This is a genomic window from Limnobacter sp. MED105, from assembly GCF_000170915.1.
GTDB lineage: Bacteria > Pseudomonadota > Gammaproteobacteria > Burkholderiales > Burkholderiaceae_B > Limnobacter.
Window position 1 is genome coordinate 1 of record NZ_ABCT01000010.1, and the last position, 16,930, is coordinate 16,930.

Here is a 16,930-nt window from a genome sequence, read left to right on the forward strand (position 1 = left end):
AGCGGCCAAGCTGGTTGAAGAACAAGTATCTGAGAACAACAAAAAATTCGTTGAGCTGTTCGAATCAGCCAGCAAGAATGCACCTGCCGGTTCAGAAAGTGCTGTTGCACTGATGAAATCAGCGATTACTGCAGCAAATACTGCTTACGACAGCGTAAGCAAGGCCACAAAACAAGCTGTTGAAATGGCGGAAGCCAATGTGGAAGCCGCAACCAAGGCAACCATCAAAGCCACCAACACAGCCACTACCAAGGCCCGCAAAGCAGCTTAAGCCTGTTTTGCCTGTAACGATGTCTCCTCGTTCCTCCTGGAACGAATTCTCAAAGCCTGCCCTTAACTGTGGCAGGCTTTTTTTTATCTTAAATACCTAAACCAGCAACTCGACTTTGCACTGCATGGTTTCAAGAATTTTCAGCAATTCGACAAAGGCCTGCGACACCACTTCTTTCTTGTCCGCCCCTCCCCGCGCTTTCACGCCCAATTCGATGTGCCGTGCCATTTTGTTGTCACCCACACTGGGCAAGCTGTATAGCCTGCAATCCGGGTACGCCGCTTCAAGCTGCTCCATGACCGGTGTGATACGCGCTTCGGGCGTGTTGAACAGCAACAGGGCTTTCTTGTATTCAAGCTCCTGATGATGAAACTGTGGATAAAGCGTATCCAGCACCCACTCGATCATGGGCCAGGCCATGACAGGAAAACCTGGCACAAAGTGGTGCTGCCCCACGGTAAAGCCGGCAATCCGATTGTAGGGGTTAGGTATCAGGCTTGCACCCGCCGGGAAATCGGCCATGCGCAGGCGAAACTCATCCAGGGGCTGTCCGCTCTCTTCACAACGCTGGCGAATCAAGTCCACAGCACCTTCATGGCGCACAATGGGCAAACCCAAAGCCTGGGCGGCCGCCTGACGGGTGTGATCATCTGGCGTGCCGCCAATGCCCCCGCAACTCAATACGATGTGATCACTGGCGAATGAACGCCTTAAGGTGTCCGTCAAAAACTCTCTGTCATCGCCCACCATTTGAACCCAGGACAAATGTAGGCCGCGCGCTGTTAAACGTTCTATAACCGCTGGGATGTGCTTGTCTTGCCGCAAGCCTGACAAAATTTCGTCGCCCACCACAATCAAGCCTATTTTGGGTACTGCCATTTTTTTGCTCTTTTCTGTTTAGTTGGATTCAATCACCGGCATGTCGATCGTTTTGTCGTTTCGTACCTGCACCAAAGAGCCCATGTAATGGCGGGTGAAGGCCAAAGCCGACATCACAGGCATGATCAGCAATATTGGCGGTATGAAACTTAAAAAGGCACACACCAGACCAATCAGCCAGGCCGAGGTACTGTCGCGCTTTTTGATTTCTTTCATTTCCAGTTTGGTGGCGTGCCCAGCGAGAGAATCGAACCGCATCACAGCCATCAACAAATAAGCGGTCAGCAAAATAGGCAACACGAATGCCATGCCGGGGATCAGCCACAGAGGCAATGTGACAACCCATGCAATCAGGAAGATCACAACCGCTTTCAAAGTGACCCAAAGGCTCATGACCATGCCGGAATCACCCTTTTTTTCGATGCCCTGGAATTCACGTTCTGTGAGGTAGTTGACCACGGGTGGCGTGACGTACAAACCTGCCAACAGCACTGCAGAGGTTGCAACAATGGGCCACAACAAGCCAAACACGGCCAATGGGACCAAAATGAACTTCAGCCAGCCCATGAATGCAGCATCTGTGGCCAAGGCCTCAGCAGAAAAATCAAAGCCCAAATACCCCAAGGCCCAGGTGGCTGCACTGACCAAGGGATCAATTGACAACCAGATAATCACCAGCCAAAACACAGATGCAATCGCCACAGACACCAAAGTCAACATCAGCATTTTCGGGCGAAATGAATCAACCAGCGCGTTAAACAGAATGGACATTGCGTTGTTCATAAACCTTCCCTTTATTGTTGTCGCCTTGCCATGGTTTCCCATGCTTTTTGCAAACGCTTGACAGACACTGGCATTGGCGTACGAAGTTCTTGGGCAAACAGCGAGACCCGCAGTTCCTGGAGTTGCCAGGCAAACTGGCTCAGGCTTTCATCTTCCTGACCCTTCAATTGTGAACTGGCACGGACCCAGTGTAATTGAAGATCCATGACATCTTTCATCAACTGCTTATCTCGATCAATTGAATTGCGCACTCGCTCAAGGCGAATTTGTGCAGCCTTCAAGTAGCGGGGGTAATGGGCCAGCTGCTCCCAGGGCTTTTTAAGCAAGAAGCCTTTCGGCAGCAACCAGTTCAACTGGTTTTGAATGTCGGCAACGCACTCGGGAAATGATTTTGACAATGCCTGAAGTTTTTTGCTGAGCGCACTGTATTCATTCAACACAGTCAACAGAACTTTTCCGATTTCCTGGGCAATCAGGTTCATCCTGCTTCGCGCTTCCTGCGCCTTGGTGTTGAACTCATCTTGCGTAGTGGGCAAGCCTGTAGCAAGCGCACTTCGCATCAAGGTTAGCTTGATCCACTGCTGCTGAAGTTCTTCCGATGAACCCAAAGGCATGTACAACATGGCCACTTTCTGAAAATCAATCAAGTTCTTGGTCAGGTACTTCAAAGGCTCTTTCAAGGCAATGTTGAACAAGCGCAGTACACCGTCAAGATGCACTTTGCGGGCAAGCGCTTCTTCATCGAATACTTCGACAATGCAATGGTCCCCCATGTCTTTAAGGGCTGGATAACCGAAAAACGTTTGGCCTCCACGCTTGATCTCGAGCATATCGGGCAAGCTACCAAAGCTCCAGTCGGTGATCGGCTGATCGTTGAACGCACTGGAGCTGGCTGAATTGGATGGCTTTGTTGTAGAAGCTTGTGAAGCGCCGCCAACAGTGGCCCCCACCTGGGCACGCACCTGCTCCACCACATCGGAGCTTTTAAAACTTTCTTGTGCTTTGCGGCCCCATTCAGCCCTCAGGGCCGACAAGCTGCGTTGCATATCAAGCTGACGCCCGTGCTCGTCCACCAATTTGAAGTTCATGAAATGGTGTGGCGGTAAGGTTTCGATCCGGAAGTCGCTCAAGAGTGGCCGGGCCGGCGTTTCACTGGCCACAAAATCGCGAAGGCGTTCCAGAAGCGGCTTTTCATAAAGCGTTGAATCAAAATGCGCTTGGGCAAACTTTTCCGCAAATTGCGGTACTGGTACACAGTGACGGCGAAGCTTCTGCGGCAAACTTTTCAATAACAGAAGGGCTTTCTCTTTCAGCATTCCGGGCACTAGCCATTCTGTACGACCCACATTCACTTGATTCAGCAGCATCAGGGGAATAGTCAAGGTGACGCCATCGCGGGGGCTACCGGGTTCAAAGTGATAACTCAGGTCAAAGGCCAAGCCTCCCATTTCAAGCTTCTTGGGATAAAACTCGGTGGTAATGTCACCGGCCTTCTTGCTGAGCAGGTCTTGCTTGTTCAGGTACAGCGCAGCAAGGTCTTCTTTGCTGGCTTGTTTGGCCCAGTTTTCCAGGGTTTGCTGGTTGTAAACTCCTGCAGGCAGTTTGTCATCGTAGAACTGGGCAATCAGCGCCTCATCTACCAAAATATCCTGGCGGCGGGCCTTGTGCTCCAGCTTTTCAAGGTCTTCAACCAGCTTGCGGTTGTGTACATAAAAAGGCACATTCGTTTTTACTTGCCCAGGCACCAATCCTTCATGAATCATCAACCTGCGCGCATCGGCCTGGTTGAACCTGGCCAGGCTCACACGGCGCTGAGAGTAAATCGGCAAACCATAAATGGTGCCTGTTTCCAGGGCGACCGCTTGGCCAGATCCCTTCTCCCAATGCGGATTGTTGTGGTTGCGTTTGACAAGGTGTGCACCCACCTTCTCGATCCAGTCCGGTTGAATTTTGGCCACACTGCGGGCATACAACCTGGTGGTTTCAACCAGTTCAGCAGCCATGATCCACTTGCCGCCTTTCTTGAACAGGTTCGATCCCGGATGAATTGAAAACTTAATGCTTCGTGCCCCCAGGTAAACCGGATCCGTTTCGTGCTTCAAACCGATGTTGCCCAACAAACCAGCCATCAGGGCCATATGAATTTGATCGTATTCCGCCGCCTTGGTATTCAAAACCCACTTTTGATCTTTCACCATGGCGGTAAGCTGCTGGTGAACTTCGCCCCACTCGCGCAGGCGGTTGGCAGACAAATATTTGCGTTGTAGCGTGTTCTTAATTTCTCTATTCGTTAAATTTTGTTCTTTTAAATTAAAGTAATACTTCCATAACTTAAGAAACGACATGAAATCGGACTCTGTGTCGTCGAACTGCTGCTGAGCGTTGTCTGCAGCTTCTTGCGCGTCAATTGGGCGATCACGCGGATCCTGAATCGACAAGGCCGCAGCCAACACCAGCAATTCATTCAGGCAGCCCCGCTGACTGGCTTCAAACAGCATTCGGGCAATTCTGGGGTCCAGTGGCAACTTGGCCAGCGCACGGCCTATTTTGGTCAATTGCCCGGCATCGTCCAAGGCATTCAACTCGCTGAGCAGTTGATAACCGTCGGCGATTGCGCGCCCCATTGGGCGTTGAAGGAAAGGAAAATCCTCCACCTCGGTTAAATGCAGGCTTTTCATCCGCAAAATGACAGACGCCAACGAAGAACGAAGGATCTCAGGATCGGTGTAATCGGTGCGACCCGCAAAATCTGCTTCTGCATACAAGCGAATACAGACACCATTGGCCACTCGACCACAACGCCCCGCCCGCTGATTGGCCGACGCCTTTGAAATTCGCTCTACCTGCAACATTTCAACTTTGTTGCGGTAGCTGTAGCGTTTCACTCGAGCCACGCCTGAATCAATTACATAGCGAATGCCGGGAACGGTTAGGGAAGTTTCCGCGACGTTGGTGGACAACACAATCCGCCGCCGGCCACTGGGCTTGAAAATGCGCTCTTGCTCTTGTGCGGTCAGTCTTGCAAACAGGGGCAAAACTTCCAGCGTTTGCCGCACGTTCTTGCCCAGAAAATTTGCCATGTCGCGAATTTCACGCTCACCAGGCAGGAACATCAATATGTCGCCTTGTCCCTCACGGCAAAGTTCTTCTACAGCATCGAGTGTGGCTGCCTGAAAAGCATCTTCATCCACTTCATCGGCCGGGTTAACCGGTGCATTTTTTCGGCGACTGGTGTCGAAATCGTTGGGGTCTTTGTAACGAACTTCGACCGGATAAAGGCGGCCAGACACTTCGATCACCGGAGCGGGCTTGCCCTGGGCATTTTCAAAATGTTTGGAGAAACGCTCGGCGTCGATGGTGGCGGAAGTCACAATCAACTTCAAATCGGGCCGCTTGGTGAGCACCTCTTTGAGATAGCCCAACAAAAAATCAATATTCAGGCTACGCTCGTGCGCTTCGTCAATAATGATGGTGTCGTACTTCTTGAACAGCGGATCGGTCTGGCTTTCAGCCAGCAAAATACCGTCGGTGACCAATTTCACTGCGGTGTTGGCATTGGATTGATCTTGAAACCGGATTTTAAAACCCACCCATTGCCCAAGTTCGGAATTCAATTCCTGCGCAATCCGCTTGGCCGTGGCGGTCGCTGCCAGGCGACGGGGCTGCGTATGAACAATGCTTTGGCCTTTCAGCCCTCGCCCCAGTTCCAGGCACATTTTCGGCAACTGCGTGGTTTTACCGGAACCAGTTTCGCCGCACACAATGACCACCTGGTTCGAGGCAATCAGCGCCTTGATTTCTTCACGACGCTGGGAAACCGGCAGCTCTTCGGGGTATCGAATCTCGGGTAGGGACTGGAGGGTTTGTTCTTTTGACAACACAAATGACCAATATTGGGTTCAAATTCCGATCAAATCGGGGAAATACAGTGCGAAGGCTGGACTACGCACAATCGGAAATTATAATCAATCGAACGAGCGGCCGCGGCTGCCCACAGTGTATTCCCTTTTTTCAGGACAGCCCCAAAGCCAATGAGTAACGCCCCCAGCAACGACGACCTTTCCATGAACAGCCAAACCTTTGTTCAATGGCTGAGAACTGTTGCGCCTTACATTCATGCCTTTCGAGGTAAAACTTTCGTGGTGGCTGTTGATGGTGAGTTGGCCCATCAAGGCTATCTGAATTCATTGGCTCAGGATTTGTCGCTGTTGCACGCCATGGGCATGCGCATTGTCTTGGTGTGTGGCTCTCGCCCACAGGTTGAAGAACAACTGGCCTTGCGCAATATTCAACCTGCCTTTCACAAGGGCTGGCGAATTACCGACAAAGGTGCACTTGAATGCGCGAAAGAAGCCGCTGGTGAATTGCGGCTGGACATCGAGGCTGCTTTTTCACAGGGTTTGCCCAACACACCCATGGCGCATTCATCCATGCGCGTTATTTCGGGCAACTTCATCACGGCTCGCCCCATGGGCATTCTGGATGGCGTGGATTTACAGCACACCGGTCTGGTTCGAAAAATTGATGTCACCGCCATTCAGATGAGCTTGAACAGCAGTGCAATAGTGTTGCTGTCGACCATCGGCTTCTCGCCCACGGGCGAGGCATTCAACCTGAGCATGGAAGACGTTGCAACCAGCACTGCGCGCGCGATCAAGGCTGACAAGCTGATTTTCGTAAGCCAGATCGAAGGCATATTTGACAAAAGCGGCAAGCTACTGGAAGAGCTTGAGCTGGATCGGGCGCGTGAAATCATGCTTCAGCATGACCTGCCAGAACTAACCAAAGACTATCTTGAATGCTGCATTCTGGCAGTGCAAGGTGGCGTGGGACGCGCGCACATTGTGCCGCTGAACCTGGACGGCGGTGTGATGCTGGAATTGTTCTCGCACGACGGCGTAGGCACCATGGTTTCAGAAGAAAACCTGGAAAGTTTGCGCCAGGCGACACTGGATGATTCGGGCGGTATCAAAACCCTGATTGAACCCCTCGAAATGGCTGGCGTATTGGTGCGCCGTGGTCGTGACCGTATTGAACGCGACATCGATCACTTTATTGTGCTGGAACACGATGGTATTTTGTGGGGCTGTGCTGCCATGTACCCTTACCAAGCGGAGGGTTTGGCTGAACTGGCTTGCCTCGTGGTGCATCCCTCTTGGCAAGGCACGGGTGATGGCGAGCGTTTGCTCAAGAAAATTGAACACGATGCACGCAAACAAGGCTTGAAACAGTTGTTTGTGCTGACCACGCAAACGTCGCATTTCTTCTTGAAACGTGGTTTTGTGGTGGGCGACATTGACAAACTCCCCATTGAGCGCAAGCGCCTTTACGACTGGAATAGAAAGTCGCAAATCATGATTAAAACGTTGTGATCAGGCGAACAAGGCGTGCAACATGAGTACCTTCAAACACAAGCCACCGGCACACGGTCCAAGCACTGAAATCATTCACTCCAAGCCGGTCAGTCACGATGGCTTCGCTGCATTGCCTGTGCCCGTATACCGGGGTTCCAGCACGTTTTTTGAGAACACCGCAGCACAACGCGCAACCGTCAACCCTATCGGGCTGGACTACAGCTATGGCTTGCACGGCAACCCCACGCAGTACACGCTTGCCAAGAAACTGGCCGAAATAGAAGGCGCCACACATGCGCTGGTGTGCCCTTCCGGGCTGACCGGCATTGCACTGGTGGCCCAAGCCTGCCTGAAAAGCGGTGACCACTGGCTGATTCCTGAAAATGTATACGGCCCGGTACAAGCTCTGGCCAGAAACCTGTATGCAGACTATGGCGTGGAGTTTTCCGAGTACGACCCCTGCAACGCAGCCAGTGTGAAGGCAGGCTTGCGCACCAACACCACCCTGGTATGGACAGAAGCGCCTGGCTCGCTGACCTTCGAAGTGCCCGATTTGCAAGCCATTGTTGCACTGGCGAAACCCCATGGAGCACGAACAGGTATCGACAACACATGGGCCGCTGGAATTGCCTACAAACCTTTCGAACACGGTTTTGACTTCAGTGTGCAGGCCTTGACCAAATACCAGTGTGGCCACGCCGATGTATTGATGGGTGCCGTGTTGAGTAACAACACGAAAGCTTTTGCAGATTTGGAACGGAAAAACCGGATATTGGGCCTTGGCGTTTCACCTGCCGATTGCGACCTGGTGTTGCGGGGGCTACTCACCCTGCACCTACGTTACAGGCAACAGGCCAAAAACGGTTTGCAAGTGGCCACTGCCTTAAAGGCACACCCGGCAGTTGCGAGGGTGCTTCACCCTGAGTTTCCGGAGTGCCCAGGCCATACGTTCTACAAACGAGATTTCAATGGATTTGCCAGTATTTTCTCGGTGGTATTGAAATCGGAGTACACCGATGAACAAGCCTGCGCCATCATCGACCGGCTCCGATTATTCAAGATTGCCTATTCATGGGGTGGACCAGAAAGTTTGGGCTTGGTGGTGAACGTACCCGACAGCCGCAGACGCCACTTGACAGATTCTATGGGAACTTGTGGGCCGATTCTTCGACTGGCGATTGGCCTTGAAGAACCGGCTGATTTGATTGCCGATTTAATGCAAGCACTTGGTGGTGAAAACCGAGAGTAACTGAAGTTCGATGAACGACGCGCTGCGGCCAGCAACGCGCCCTTGAAAACTTTTATACCTTCACACAATCCACAAAGTAACTCACATTGCCCTGCTCATCTTCAATCTCGACCAAGCCGTGGATGTCGGTTTCAAAGCCAGGGAACTGCTTGTTGAAATCGCGGGCAAAGCGAAGGTAATCCACGATCGTGGCGTTGAAAATTTCGCCTGGAATTAGCAATGGAATGCCCGGTGGATAAGGTGTCAGCAAGGCTGAGGTAATTCGACCTTCTAACTCATCAATTGCCACACGCTCAATTTCTCGGTGCGCCACTTTGGCATAAGCATCGGCTGGCACCATTGCAGGTTGCATGTCGCTCAAATACATTTCTGTGGTCAAACGCGCCACATCTTTCTTGCGATACATGTCGTGAATGGTGTTGCACAAGTCACGCAGCCCCACACGCTCATAGCGTGGGTGTGCTTGGCAAAACTCGGGGATTACGCGCCACAAAGGCTGATTTTTGTCGTAGTCGTCTTTGAACTGCTGAAGCGCAGTCACCAAGGTGTTCCAGCGGCCCTTGGTAATGCCGATAGTGAACATGATGAAGAACGAATACAAACCTGTTTTTTCAACAATTACACCGTGCTCTGCCAGGTATTTGGTCACAATTGAAGCCGGAATGCCGGCATCAGAAAACTGACCATTCACGTCCAGACCGGGGTTAACAATCGTCGCCTTGATCGGGTCGAGCATGTTAAAGCCATTGGCCATCTTACCAAAGCCGTGCCAAGTGTCCGTGGTATGGATCAACCAGTCGTCCCGTGGGCTCATGCCCTCTTCGCTCAGCACATCGGGGCCCCAAACCTTGAACCACCAGTCGTCACCAAACTCTTCAGAAACCTTGCGCATGGCGCGGCGGAAGTCGAGTGCTTCCATGATGCTTTCCTCAACCAGGGCGGTACCGCCTGGGGGTTCCATCATGGCTGCGGCCACATCGCAACTCGCAATAATCGCGTACTGCGGGCTGGTGGAGGTGTGCATCAAATAGGCTTCGTTGAAAATATGGCGATCAAGTTTGCGGTTCTCACTTTCCTGCACCAAAATTTGAGACGCCTGCGACAAACCTGCCAGCATTTTGTGGGTAGATTGCGTGGCAAACACCAAAGAATCTTTGGTGCGCGGGCGATCGCGGCCAATCGCATGCATGTCTTTGTACATGGGATGGAAGCTTGCATGCGGCAGCCAGGCTTCGTCGAAGTGCAAAGTATCGATTTCAGAACCCAACACTTCCTTGATCATTTCCACGTTGTACAAAACACCATCGTAGGTGCTTTGCGTGATCGTCAAAATGCGGGGCTTCTTGTTCTTGGCTTTGCTGGCAAACGGGTGATTCGCAATTTTCTTGGCGATGCTTTCTGGCTTGAATTCATCGAGCGGAATCGGGCCAATAATACCCAAGTGATTGCGCGTAGGTGTCAAAAACACGGGGATCGCACCAGTCATGGTGATTGAATGCAAAATTGACTTGTGGCAATTGCGGTCCACCACCACGATGTCGCCTGGGGCCACGTTGGCATGCCACACCATTTTGTTGGAGGTCGAGGTGCCATTGGTCACAAAGAAACAATGGTCTGCATTAAAAATACGCGCCGCGTTGCGCTCGGAGGCCGCAACCGGGCCTGTGTGGTCGAGCAACTGACCCAACTCGTCCACGGCATTGCACACATCAGCACGCAACATATTCTCACCAAAAAACTGGTGAAACATTTGCCCAACCGGACTTTTCAGAAACGCCACGCCGCCTGAGTGGCCTGGGCAATGCCAAGAGTAAGAACCGTCTTGCGCGTAATGTACCAAGGCGCGGAAAAACGGAGGGGCCAGTGAATCCAGGTAACTTTTCGCTTCACGAATAATATGCCGGGCAACAAATTCAGGGGTGTCTTCGAACATGTGAATAAAGCCGTGCAATTCCTTCAAAATGGCATTGGGAATATGACGGGATGTCCGGGTTTCACCGTACAGGTAAATTGGAATGTCTGCGTTTTTGAAGCGAATTTCCTGTACAAAGTTGTTCAAATTCTGTAGCGCATCTTCAATTTCCTTCTTGCTGCCCAAGCCGAATTCCTCATCGTCAATGGACAAAATAAAGGCACTGGCGCGGCTTTGCTGCTGTGCGAACTGGGAAAGATCGTGATAACTCGTAACTCCCAATACCTCTACGCCCTCTTTCTCGATAGCGTCTGCCAAGGCGCGAATGCCGAGACCAGATGCGTTCTCGGAGCGGAAATCTTCGTCAATAATGACAATGGGAAAACGAAATTTCATTGATCTTCCTGTGATCGGGGTTCAACACAAAACAAGGCTGCATTATCCACTACGCAGCCCCCTGTTCCAAGCCCTATTGTCACGCATTTATCCCTCCATGTAGTGACTTCACAGAAATGTCATCTTGCACGGGTTCAATAGGCGACTTTCCTGCTCACTTGGCCCCCATGCAGATCGGCTCCACCTCAGCCCTTAACCGCCACTTCATGCAGCCTCTAGCGCCATGCCAACCGGCCCGCGGCTTGACCAAAAGGCTGGACAACTACATGAATAACTACGACATGGGCTTTGAACGCATTGCCAAGCTGCGTGCCAAGGTTTTGGGCGGCACCGGTGATGCGCATATGTATGACCGCGCTTTGGTGGTTCCTGAGCAATATCGAAGTCGAGGGCTTCGAGCGTTAATTCACCTGGCCAAACACACCGAAGAAATGGCGGAGGGTATCGCCGACATATCTGGTTTGGCCGAACGTTTGACGAGAAATCTGATTTCGTCAGGCGAAAAATCAGACATGGCTCTGGTGATTGCCTCGGCTGTTGGGAGGGTAATCTCGGGTCAACTGAATTTGGGAGGTATGGCAGTTCACAAAGTGGCCGGTGCTGCACTTTATGGCATTTCATCAATTTTGAGTCTTGTGGCCTTGGGTTTGATCAAATCAGGCCACGCAGCGCGACGAACCCAGAATGAAGTATCTCTTGCACGAACACGCTCAAATTTTGATTCGAGCGCCTACCTGATCATGGCCAGGAAACTACTGGCAGGCAAAGAGAGGCTTCTTACCAAGGTACTGGACAAAGCAGGTGAGCCCGGAAGTCGACGCAACGATACTATTTGCCGCTGGGTTAAACACATGTCCAGGCACCAAAGCTCGGTGCCACAACATTTGGTGTCGAAACGGCAAGGGAACTGCAACTATATTTGGCAAAACCTTCACCAGTATGGCCCGGTTACACGGTCGCTGATGCATATGGCGTACGGCACATTTCAGGGCATCAACAAATTGCTCGTGTCTTATGACAAGCACATTGGAACCGCCATCGGCAATTATTTGTTAAATAAAAAGCTGGGTAATGTGCTGGGTTGTCGCCTGGGGATGACTGCTTCCGTCGGCGCGGCAGCTGCAATTTCAGTGCCCATGTCGCCGTTTCTGATCGGGATTTCTACCGTAGGTGCCATGGCCTGTGGTGCTGCCTTGCTGGCCTTGATATTGGCCAAGTTGAATGTTCAGCTAACTCATGACTGGAAAGGGAACATTCAACCACCCTTAAAAAATCAGGTTTTTGGCAAAGTCACGCCAACTTGCCCTTGATACTTGCCACCACGATCCCGATACGATGTTTCACATACCTCGTCGCTCTCAAAGAAAAGTACCTGGGCACAGCCTTCACCCGCATAAATTTTGGCTGGCAATGGCGTGGTATTCGAAAACTCTAGCGTTACATAACCTTCCCACTCAGGCTCAAACGGAGTGACGTTGACAATGATGCCACATCGCGCATAGGTACTTTTTCCAAGGCAAATGGTGAGCACATTGCGGGGAATGCGGAAGTATTCAACGGTGCGAGCCAAGGCAAAAGAGTTCGGCGGAATAATGCAAACATCGCCTTTGAAATCCACAAAACTTTTCTCATCGAAGTTTTTGGGGTCAACAATGGTGCTGTTGATGTTGGTGAAAATTTTGAACTCGTTTGCGCAACGGATATCGTAACCATAGCTGGACGTGCCATACGAAACGATTCTTTTGTCGCCTGCGTAACGAACCTGGCCGGGCTCAAAGGGTTCGATCATCCCCGTGCTCTCAGCCATTCTGCGAATCCACTTGTCCGATTTAATGCTCATGCTCACTTTACTTTAATGAAGTTCAATACGCGAAATGTTACATGAGACAAGTGATTACTGATTCATCCCATCGAGAATCTCGGTTAATTCCTGCATCACTGAATTGGCCAGAGCATCAAAAAACACCTGAATCAAGTTTGCCATTTGGGCACCAGTTACACCTTGGAGGGGTAATTGCATCAGGAACTCAAGATTCTCCGTTTCCATGTTGATGCCCACCTGATACTGAAAATCAAGCACATGGACCATGGCATGTGCTTCGGCCAAAAAATGCAGGCATATTTCAGCCGAGCTAGGCTCATTCATGTTGTACAGGGGAAATGCCATTACCACCCATCTCGCGTTCTGTGACTCACCCGCGCGAAATGATAGTTCGAACTGCTCTTTCTTGGCCATGATCATACCCAAGCCATCGAACCAACGCATACCAGCCAGACCAATAGCCTCGTGCAACAGGCTTGCCTCTGCTGCCGAGAAACCAGATTCCATACGCGTGGTCGAAGGCGCCTTGGGAGAGGCCCCCGCAGGAGAGCGAGGTGTGTGATTTTTATTCATGAATTAAAGCGACTCAGTCAACTGAACATGTATTGAGTAGACGAGATACGAAGAAGGTTCCGCGTCGGTTTGCTTCACACCAGCAGATTATGGCGGGAGACTTCTTGCGAAATGGCCGTCAGCATGCCACCAGATTCTGCGAGATGACCGGTGTTGGGTAATTCAATCAAAGTCGAACGCAACACAATTTCAGACAAGAGTCTTGAACCTCCAGGCGGGCATACCCGGTCGTTCAGGCCCTGAATGATTGACAAAGGCCATTCTGCCTGCGTGATGTTAGACAGAAGGGAATTCAGATCCTGAGGACACAAAAAACAATCGTGTCTTAGAAAATGAGCTTGCAAGCGGTATTTGCGCACCAACGCAAGCTCTTGAACATCGCTTAAAAACGGTCTTTTGCTGTCAAACCCCCCTGCTTTTCCCGTCAGCAAGGCAGTTTCCAGTTTGCTCCAGGCGAGCGCTAACTCAAGCAAGTGTTCGGGTGTCGCCACCTCGAAGCATTCACAAACAAAGTCAGTCCGGGCACCCGGCCCGAAGTGTTCTGCAAAATAATCTGGAGCAATACGCTCGAGAGACTCAAAAAATGCATCGACGCGTGGACGCATAGGCAAAAAGGGAGCACGCAAGACGACGCTGGCCACTTGCGCTGGGCGATAAGCTGCAATAGCCAAGGCCAAAGTACCACCCCAAGAACCACCCAAAATATGAAACTTAGGGATGTTCAGTCGATCAGCGACTTCTAGCGCGTCGTCAACGAATCTCTGCAGGTCGATCACGCTGAGATCCAGGTCTTCACTCAAGCCACTGTTACGTTGATCAAAACCGAACCAAGGCAAACCTGCATATCGGATTGGTGCCACATGAGAGGCGCCCAGGCTTCCACCAGGGCCCCCGTGAAGTACCAACCAAGGAAGTTGTCGTACGCTGTCAGCAAGTGGTTGTGCCAAACCCTGCTCAGCCCACACGGCGAGATTTCCGCCGGAATCCAGAATGTGCTGCGGAGCCGACCATACGCCAGTCAACCCCGCTTTTGGCGCGGGACTGGCTATTTTGTGAAAGGTCAGTTCGTCTTTAGGCACATCAAGCCCCCAAGGCGCCTTGGAAACAACCGTTTAGGTGTTTTGCACCACAATTGACGGAAACTTCAAGGACATGTCTTTGGATTGCTCCGCAATGCGAATTGCCACTTTGCGCGCAATTTCCTTGTAGGTTTTCGCCAAATCGCCGTCCGGATCAGCCACCACCGTCGGTTTACCAGAATCGGCCTGCATGCGAATCCGCATGTCCAATGGCAAACCGCCCAAATAGTGGATATTGTAGTCTTTGGCCATTTTCTGGCCACCACCATCACCAAAAATATGTTCTTTGTGACCGCAGTTGGTGCACACGTGAATGGCCATGTTTTCAACCAAACCCAGAATAGGCACACCCACCTTTTCGAACATTTTCAGCCCTTTACGGGCATCAAGCAGAGCGATGTCTTGCGGCGTAGTCACGATGACTGCGCCAGTCACTGGTACCTTCTGCGACAGTGTCAGCTGGATATCACCAGTACCGGGTGGCATGTCCACAATCAGATAATCGAGGTCTTTCCAATTTGTTTGCTTCAACAATTGTTCAAGCGCGCTGGTCACCATCGGGCCGCGCCACACCATAGGAGTGTCTTCATCGATCAGGAAACCGATCGACATGGCCTGAACGCCGTGCCCTTCCATGGGATCGATAATTTGCCCGTCGTCAGATTGGGGACGTCCGGTAATTCCCAACATCGTGGGTTGTGACGGACCATAAATATCGGCGTCCAGCATACCCACACGAGCACCCTCAGCGACCAACGCCAAAGCGAGGTTCACTGCGGTAGTACTTTTACCCACACCACCCTTGCCAGAGGCAACGGCAATAATGTTCTTCACGTTGGGCATCGGCTTCAAGCCGCGCTGCACTGCATGCGTTTGAATCTTGATGGTTGCGTTTACGCTGACGTTTTCAACGCCGGGAACCTGCGCGCGCACGGCAGCAATGGCCGCTTTTCGCAAACCGTCCAACTGGCTTTTGCCCGGGTAGCTTAGTTCCAATTCAAAACTGACATCGCCGCCGTCTACTTGAATGTTCTTGATCAGTTTGGCGCTGATGAAGTCTTTGTTCAAATTGGGGTCAATGACACTACGCAATGCCTCGCGTACGGTGTCGGTACTCACTGACATACACACTCTCCTCGAATCTTGTCTGGTATGGTCTTTCTCTGTATAGGCGTGAGTCTAGCCTGTTTTTCACGCAGCAGGCTTACACCCTATGGAAAGCCTTGCGTTCTAATGATTGTCGTTTACCCTAAAGCTATTAAATTTTACACTGCAATCGTCAATTTCTATGACTTGAGGGTCACTCCAACTTTTTCCAGACACAACTTGATAGGATTGCGGCACAAAAATTCAAATGTTGCTGGAGATCTTGAAATGAAAACTTATGTATGTATCGTGTGTGGCTTGATCTATGACGAAGCTGCGGGAATGCCCTCTGAAGGCATACCAGCGGGTACCCTTTGGGCTGATGTGCCTGCAGACTGGCTTTGCCCAGACTGTGGTGTGGCCAAAAGCGACTTCGAAATGGTCGAGGTGTAAGCATTACCGGGCACTACCATTTGGCGTAATGGTCCTCGCACCAACCCGTCAAACCATTCAATGAGTAAGTGGCACCTGTCTCTTCCAATGTGACGGTGCCCCTGAACTCACCAAAACACTGGTTAAACCGACTGGCCAACACCAACAGGTTTCTGTGATCATCAATGCTGCCTTTGGGTGTGAATTGCAAGTCGACAGCGCCACACTGCGAATACACACGCCAAGGCGCGTGAACATTGTCCCGATCATAGTCAAAAAGTACCAGTGGCAAATTGTGCAACTGACCGTTTACCCAAAGCACATTCTCGTGGGCACTCGTTTCATTCACTCCACGCGCCACGTTTAATGAAAGCAAGGGCTGCCCAAGTTCAGTACGGCCGCTGGCACATGCCCAATTCCAGAAGGTTTCCCGCCGTAAAAACCCAGCGGTCCAATCATGGTAGCAACCGTCTTTCTCAGGATTGATCAGGTAATCCACACCATTCAAATGCACATGGCCGCTAACTGCCCCGCCGCTGCTTTTCTGGGCATACGCGAAACCTGTGTTTGCAACGGGCGTGTTCAAAGCAAGGGTTTCAGATTCGCGACAATCAATGGATACCTGGCCGTGAAATGAATCACCAAACCTGAAGTTCAGCGAACGAGATGTTTCCGTACGCACTGCCAACACCTGATGATTTTTTTTGAATGGATGTGTCCAGGTACTTTGGCCAATCGGCTTGTAGTCGCTGTAAAAACCGAAATCCAATGGCAAATCAAATTGAATTCGATGCAAACCCTGTGCGGTGTGCAGGTAGGCGAAAGTTGAATTTAGCAGCCCTAAGCGAACCATGCCGCAGCCAAAAGTAAACCCTTCGCCCAGTACGCCATAGAAATCAAAGTGCTTGAACAGAAAACGACGTTGCCAGGCCATGCGTTTTGCACCCATGGCATTGCGTGCGTCATAGTGCTGCCAATTAATACGACTGGGCAAGGAAGACAATCGTCCCCAAGACGGCACGCCATTGGCGTTGATCAGATCCATAAACAAAATCGGGCAAGTTAGACTTGCCCGATTTTGTCACGTTTTGCCC

The 16,930-nt window shown here is 51.3% G+C and carries 13 protein-coding genes and 1 pseudogene; 5 read left to right on the top strand and 9 right to left on the bottom strand.

Annotation, left to right across the window (positions count from 1 at the left end):
* Positions 1-271 (top strand): annotated as a pseudogene (locus tag LMED105_RS16925) (phasin family protein); the annotation flags it as partial.
* A gap of 96 nt (positions 272-367) precedes the next feature.
* On the opposite strand, the gene LMED105_RS10030 reads toward LMED105_RS16925, so the two are convergent.
* The 3 genes from LMED105_RS10030 to hrpA are packed head-to-tail and all read right to left on the bottom strand — an operon-like array spanning position 368 to position 5,814.
* Positions 368-1,150 carry a molybdopterin-binding protein gene (locus LMED105_RS10030; protein WP_008250804.1) on the bottom strand — a complete coding sequence of 261 codons (783 nt, stop codon included), beginning with the start codon at positions 1,148-1,150 and terminating at the stop codon, positions 368-370.
* Positions 1,151-1,168: 18 nt separating this feature from the next.
* Entirely contained in the window at positions 1,169-1,933 is a 765-nt protein-coding gene (locus LMED105_RS10035) for an EI24 domain-containing protein (RefSeq protein WP_008250806.1), read from the bottom strand.
* 11 nt (positions 1,934-1,944) lie between these two features.
* Positions 1,945-5,814 (bottom strand): ATP-dependent RNA helicase HrpA, encoded by a 3,870-nt coding sequence (gene hrpA, locus LMED105_RS10040; protein ID WP_008250808.1) that lies wholly within the window; start codon positions 5,812-5,814, stop codon positions 1,945-1,947.
* A gap of 150 nt (positions 5,815-5,964) precedes the next feature.
* On the opposite strand from hrpA, the gene argA reads away from it, so the two are divergent.
* Positions 5,965-7,305 carry an amino-acid N-acetyltransferase gene (gene argA, locus LMED105_RS10045; protein ID WP_008250814.1) on the top strand — a complete coding sequence of 447 codons (1,341 nt, stop codon included), beginning with the start codon at positions 5,965-5,967 and terminating at the stop codon, positions 7,303-7,305.
* A gap of 22 nt (positions 7,306-7,327) precedes the next feature.
* A complete protein-coding gene (locus LMED105_RS10050; protein ID WP_008250816.1) occupies positions 7,328-8,536 on the top strand; it encodes a PLP-dependent transferase in 1,209 nt (402 codons plus the stop codon).
* Positions 8,537-8,588: 52 nt separating this feature from the next.
* Here LMED105_RS10050 and LMED105_RS10055 read toward each other — a convergent pair whose 3' ends face one another.
* Complete coding sequence (locus LMED105_RS10055) at positions 8,589-10,844, bottom strand: arginine/lysine/ornithine decarboxylase (RefSeq protein ID WP_008250818.1); 2,256 nt, start codon at positions 10,842-10,844, stop codon at positions 8,589-8,591.
* 266 nt (positions 10,845-11,110) lie between these two features.
* On the opposite strand from LMED105_RS10055, the gene LMED105_RS10060 reads away from it, so the two are divergent.
* Positions 11,111-12,154: a hypothetical protein gene (locus LMED105_RS10060; protein ID WP_156799651.1), complete on the top strand. Its 1,044-nt coding sequence runs from the start codon at positions 11,111-11,113 to the stop codon at positions 12,152-12,154.
* On the opposite strand, the gene dcd is transcribed toward LMED105_RS10060, so the two are convergent.
* The 4 genes from dcd to apbC all read right to left on the bottom strand — a co-directional run bounded on the left by dcd (position 12,118) and on the right by apbC (position 15,443).
* The gene (dcd, locus tag LMED105_RS10065; protein WP_008250820.1) at positions 12,118-12,684 is read right to left on the bottom strand and encodes a dCTP deaminase; all 567 of its coding nucleotides are present in this window, start codon (positions 12,682-12,684) and stop codon (positions 12,118-12,120) included. The genes LMED105_RS10060 and dcd overlap by 37 nt on opposite strands.
* Positions 12,685-12,738: 54 nt before the next feature.
* Positions 12,739-13,239, bottom strand: a complete 501-nt coding sequence (locus tag LMED105_RS10070; protein WP_156799652.1) for a hypothetical protein — start codon at positions 13,237-13,239, stop codon at positions 12,739-12,741.
* A gap of 74 nt (positions 13,240-13,313) precedes the next feature.
* Positions 13,314-14,318, bottom strand: coding sequence for an alpha/beta fold hydrolase (locus LMED105_RS10075; protein WP_008250822.1), 1,005 nt, complete (start codon positions 14,316-14,318; stop codon positions 13,314-13,316).
* Positions 14,319-14,351: 33 nt separating this feature from the next.
* Positions 14,352-15,443, bottom strand: coding sequence for an iron-sulfur cluster carrier protein ApbC (apbC, locus tag LMED105_RS10080; protein ID WP_008250824.1), 1,092 nt, complete (start codon positions 15,441-15,443; stop codon positions 14,352-14,354).
* A 249-nt stretch (positions 15,444-15,692) separates the two neighbouring features.
* On the opposite strand from apbC, the gene LMED105_RS10085 reads away from it, so the two are divergent.
* Positions 15,693-15,857 (top strand): rubredoxin, encoded by a 165-nt coding sequence (locus LMED105_RS10085; protein ID WP_040513190.1) that lies wholly within the window; start codon positions 15,693-15,695, stop codon positions 15,855-15,857.
* Between the two features lie 13 nt (positions 15,858-15,870).
* Here LMED105_RS10085 and LMED105_RS10090 read toward each other — a convergent pair whose 3' ends face one another.
* Positions 15,871-16,881, bottom strand: coding sequence for a DUF2804 domain-containing protein (locus LMED105_RS10090; protein WP_008250833.1), 1,011 nt, complete (start codon positions 16,879-16,881; stop codon positions 15,871-15,873).
* Between the last annotated feature and the right edge of the window lie 49 nt (positions 16,882-16,930).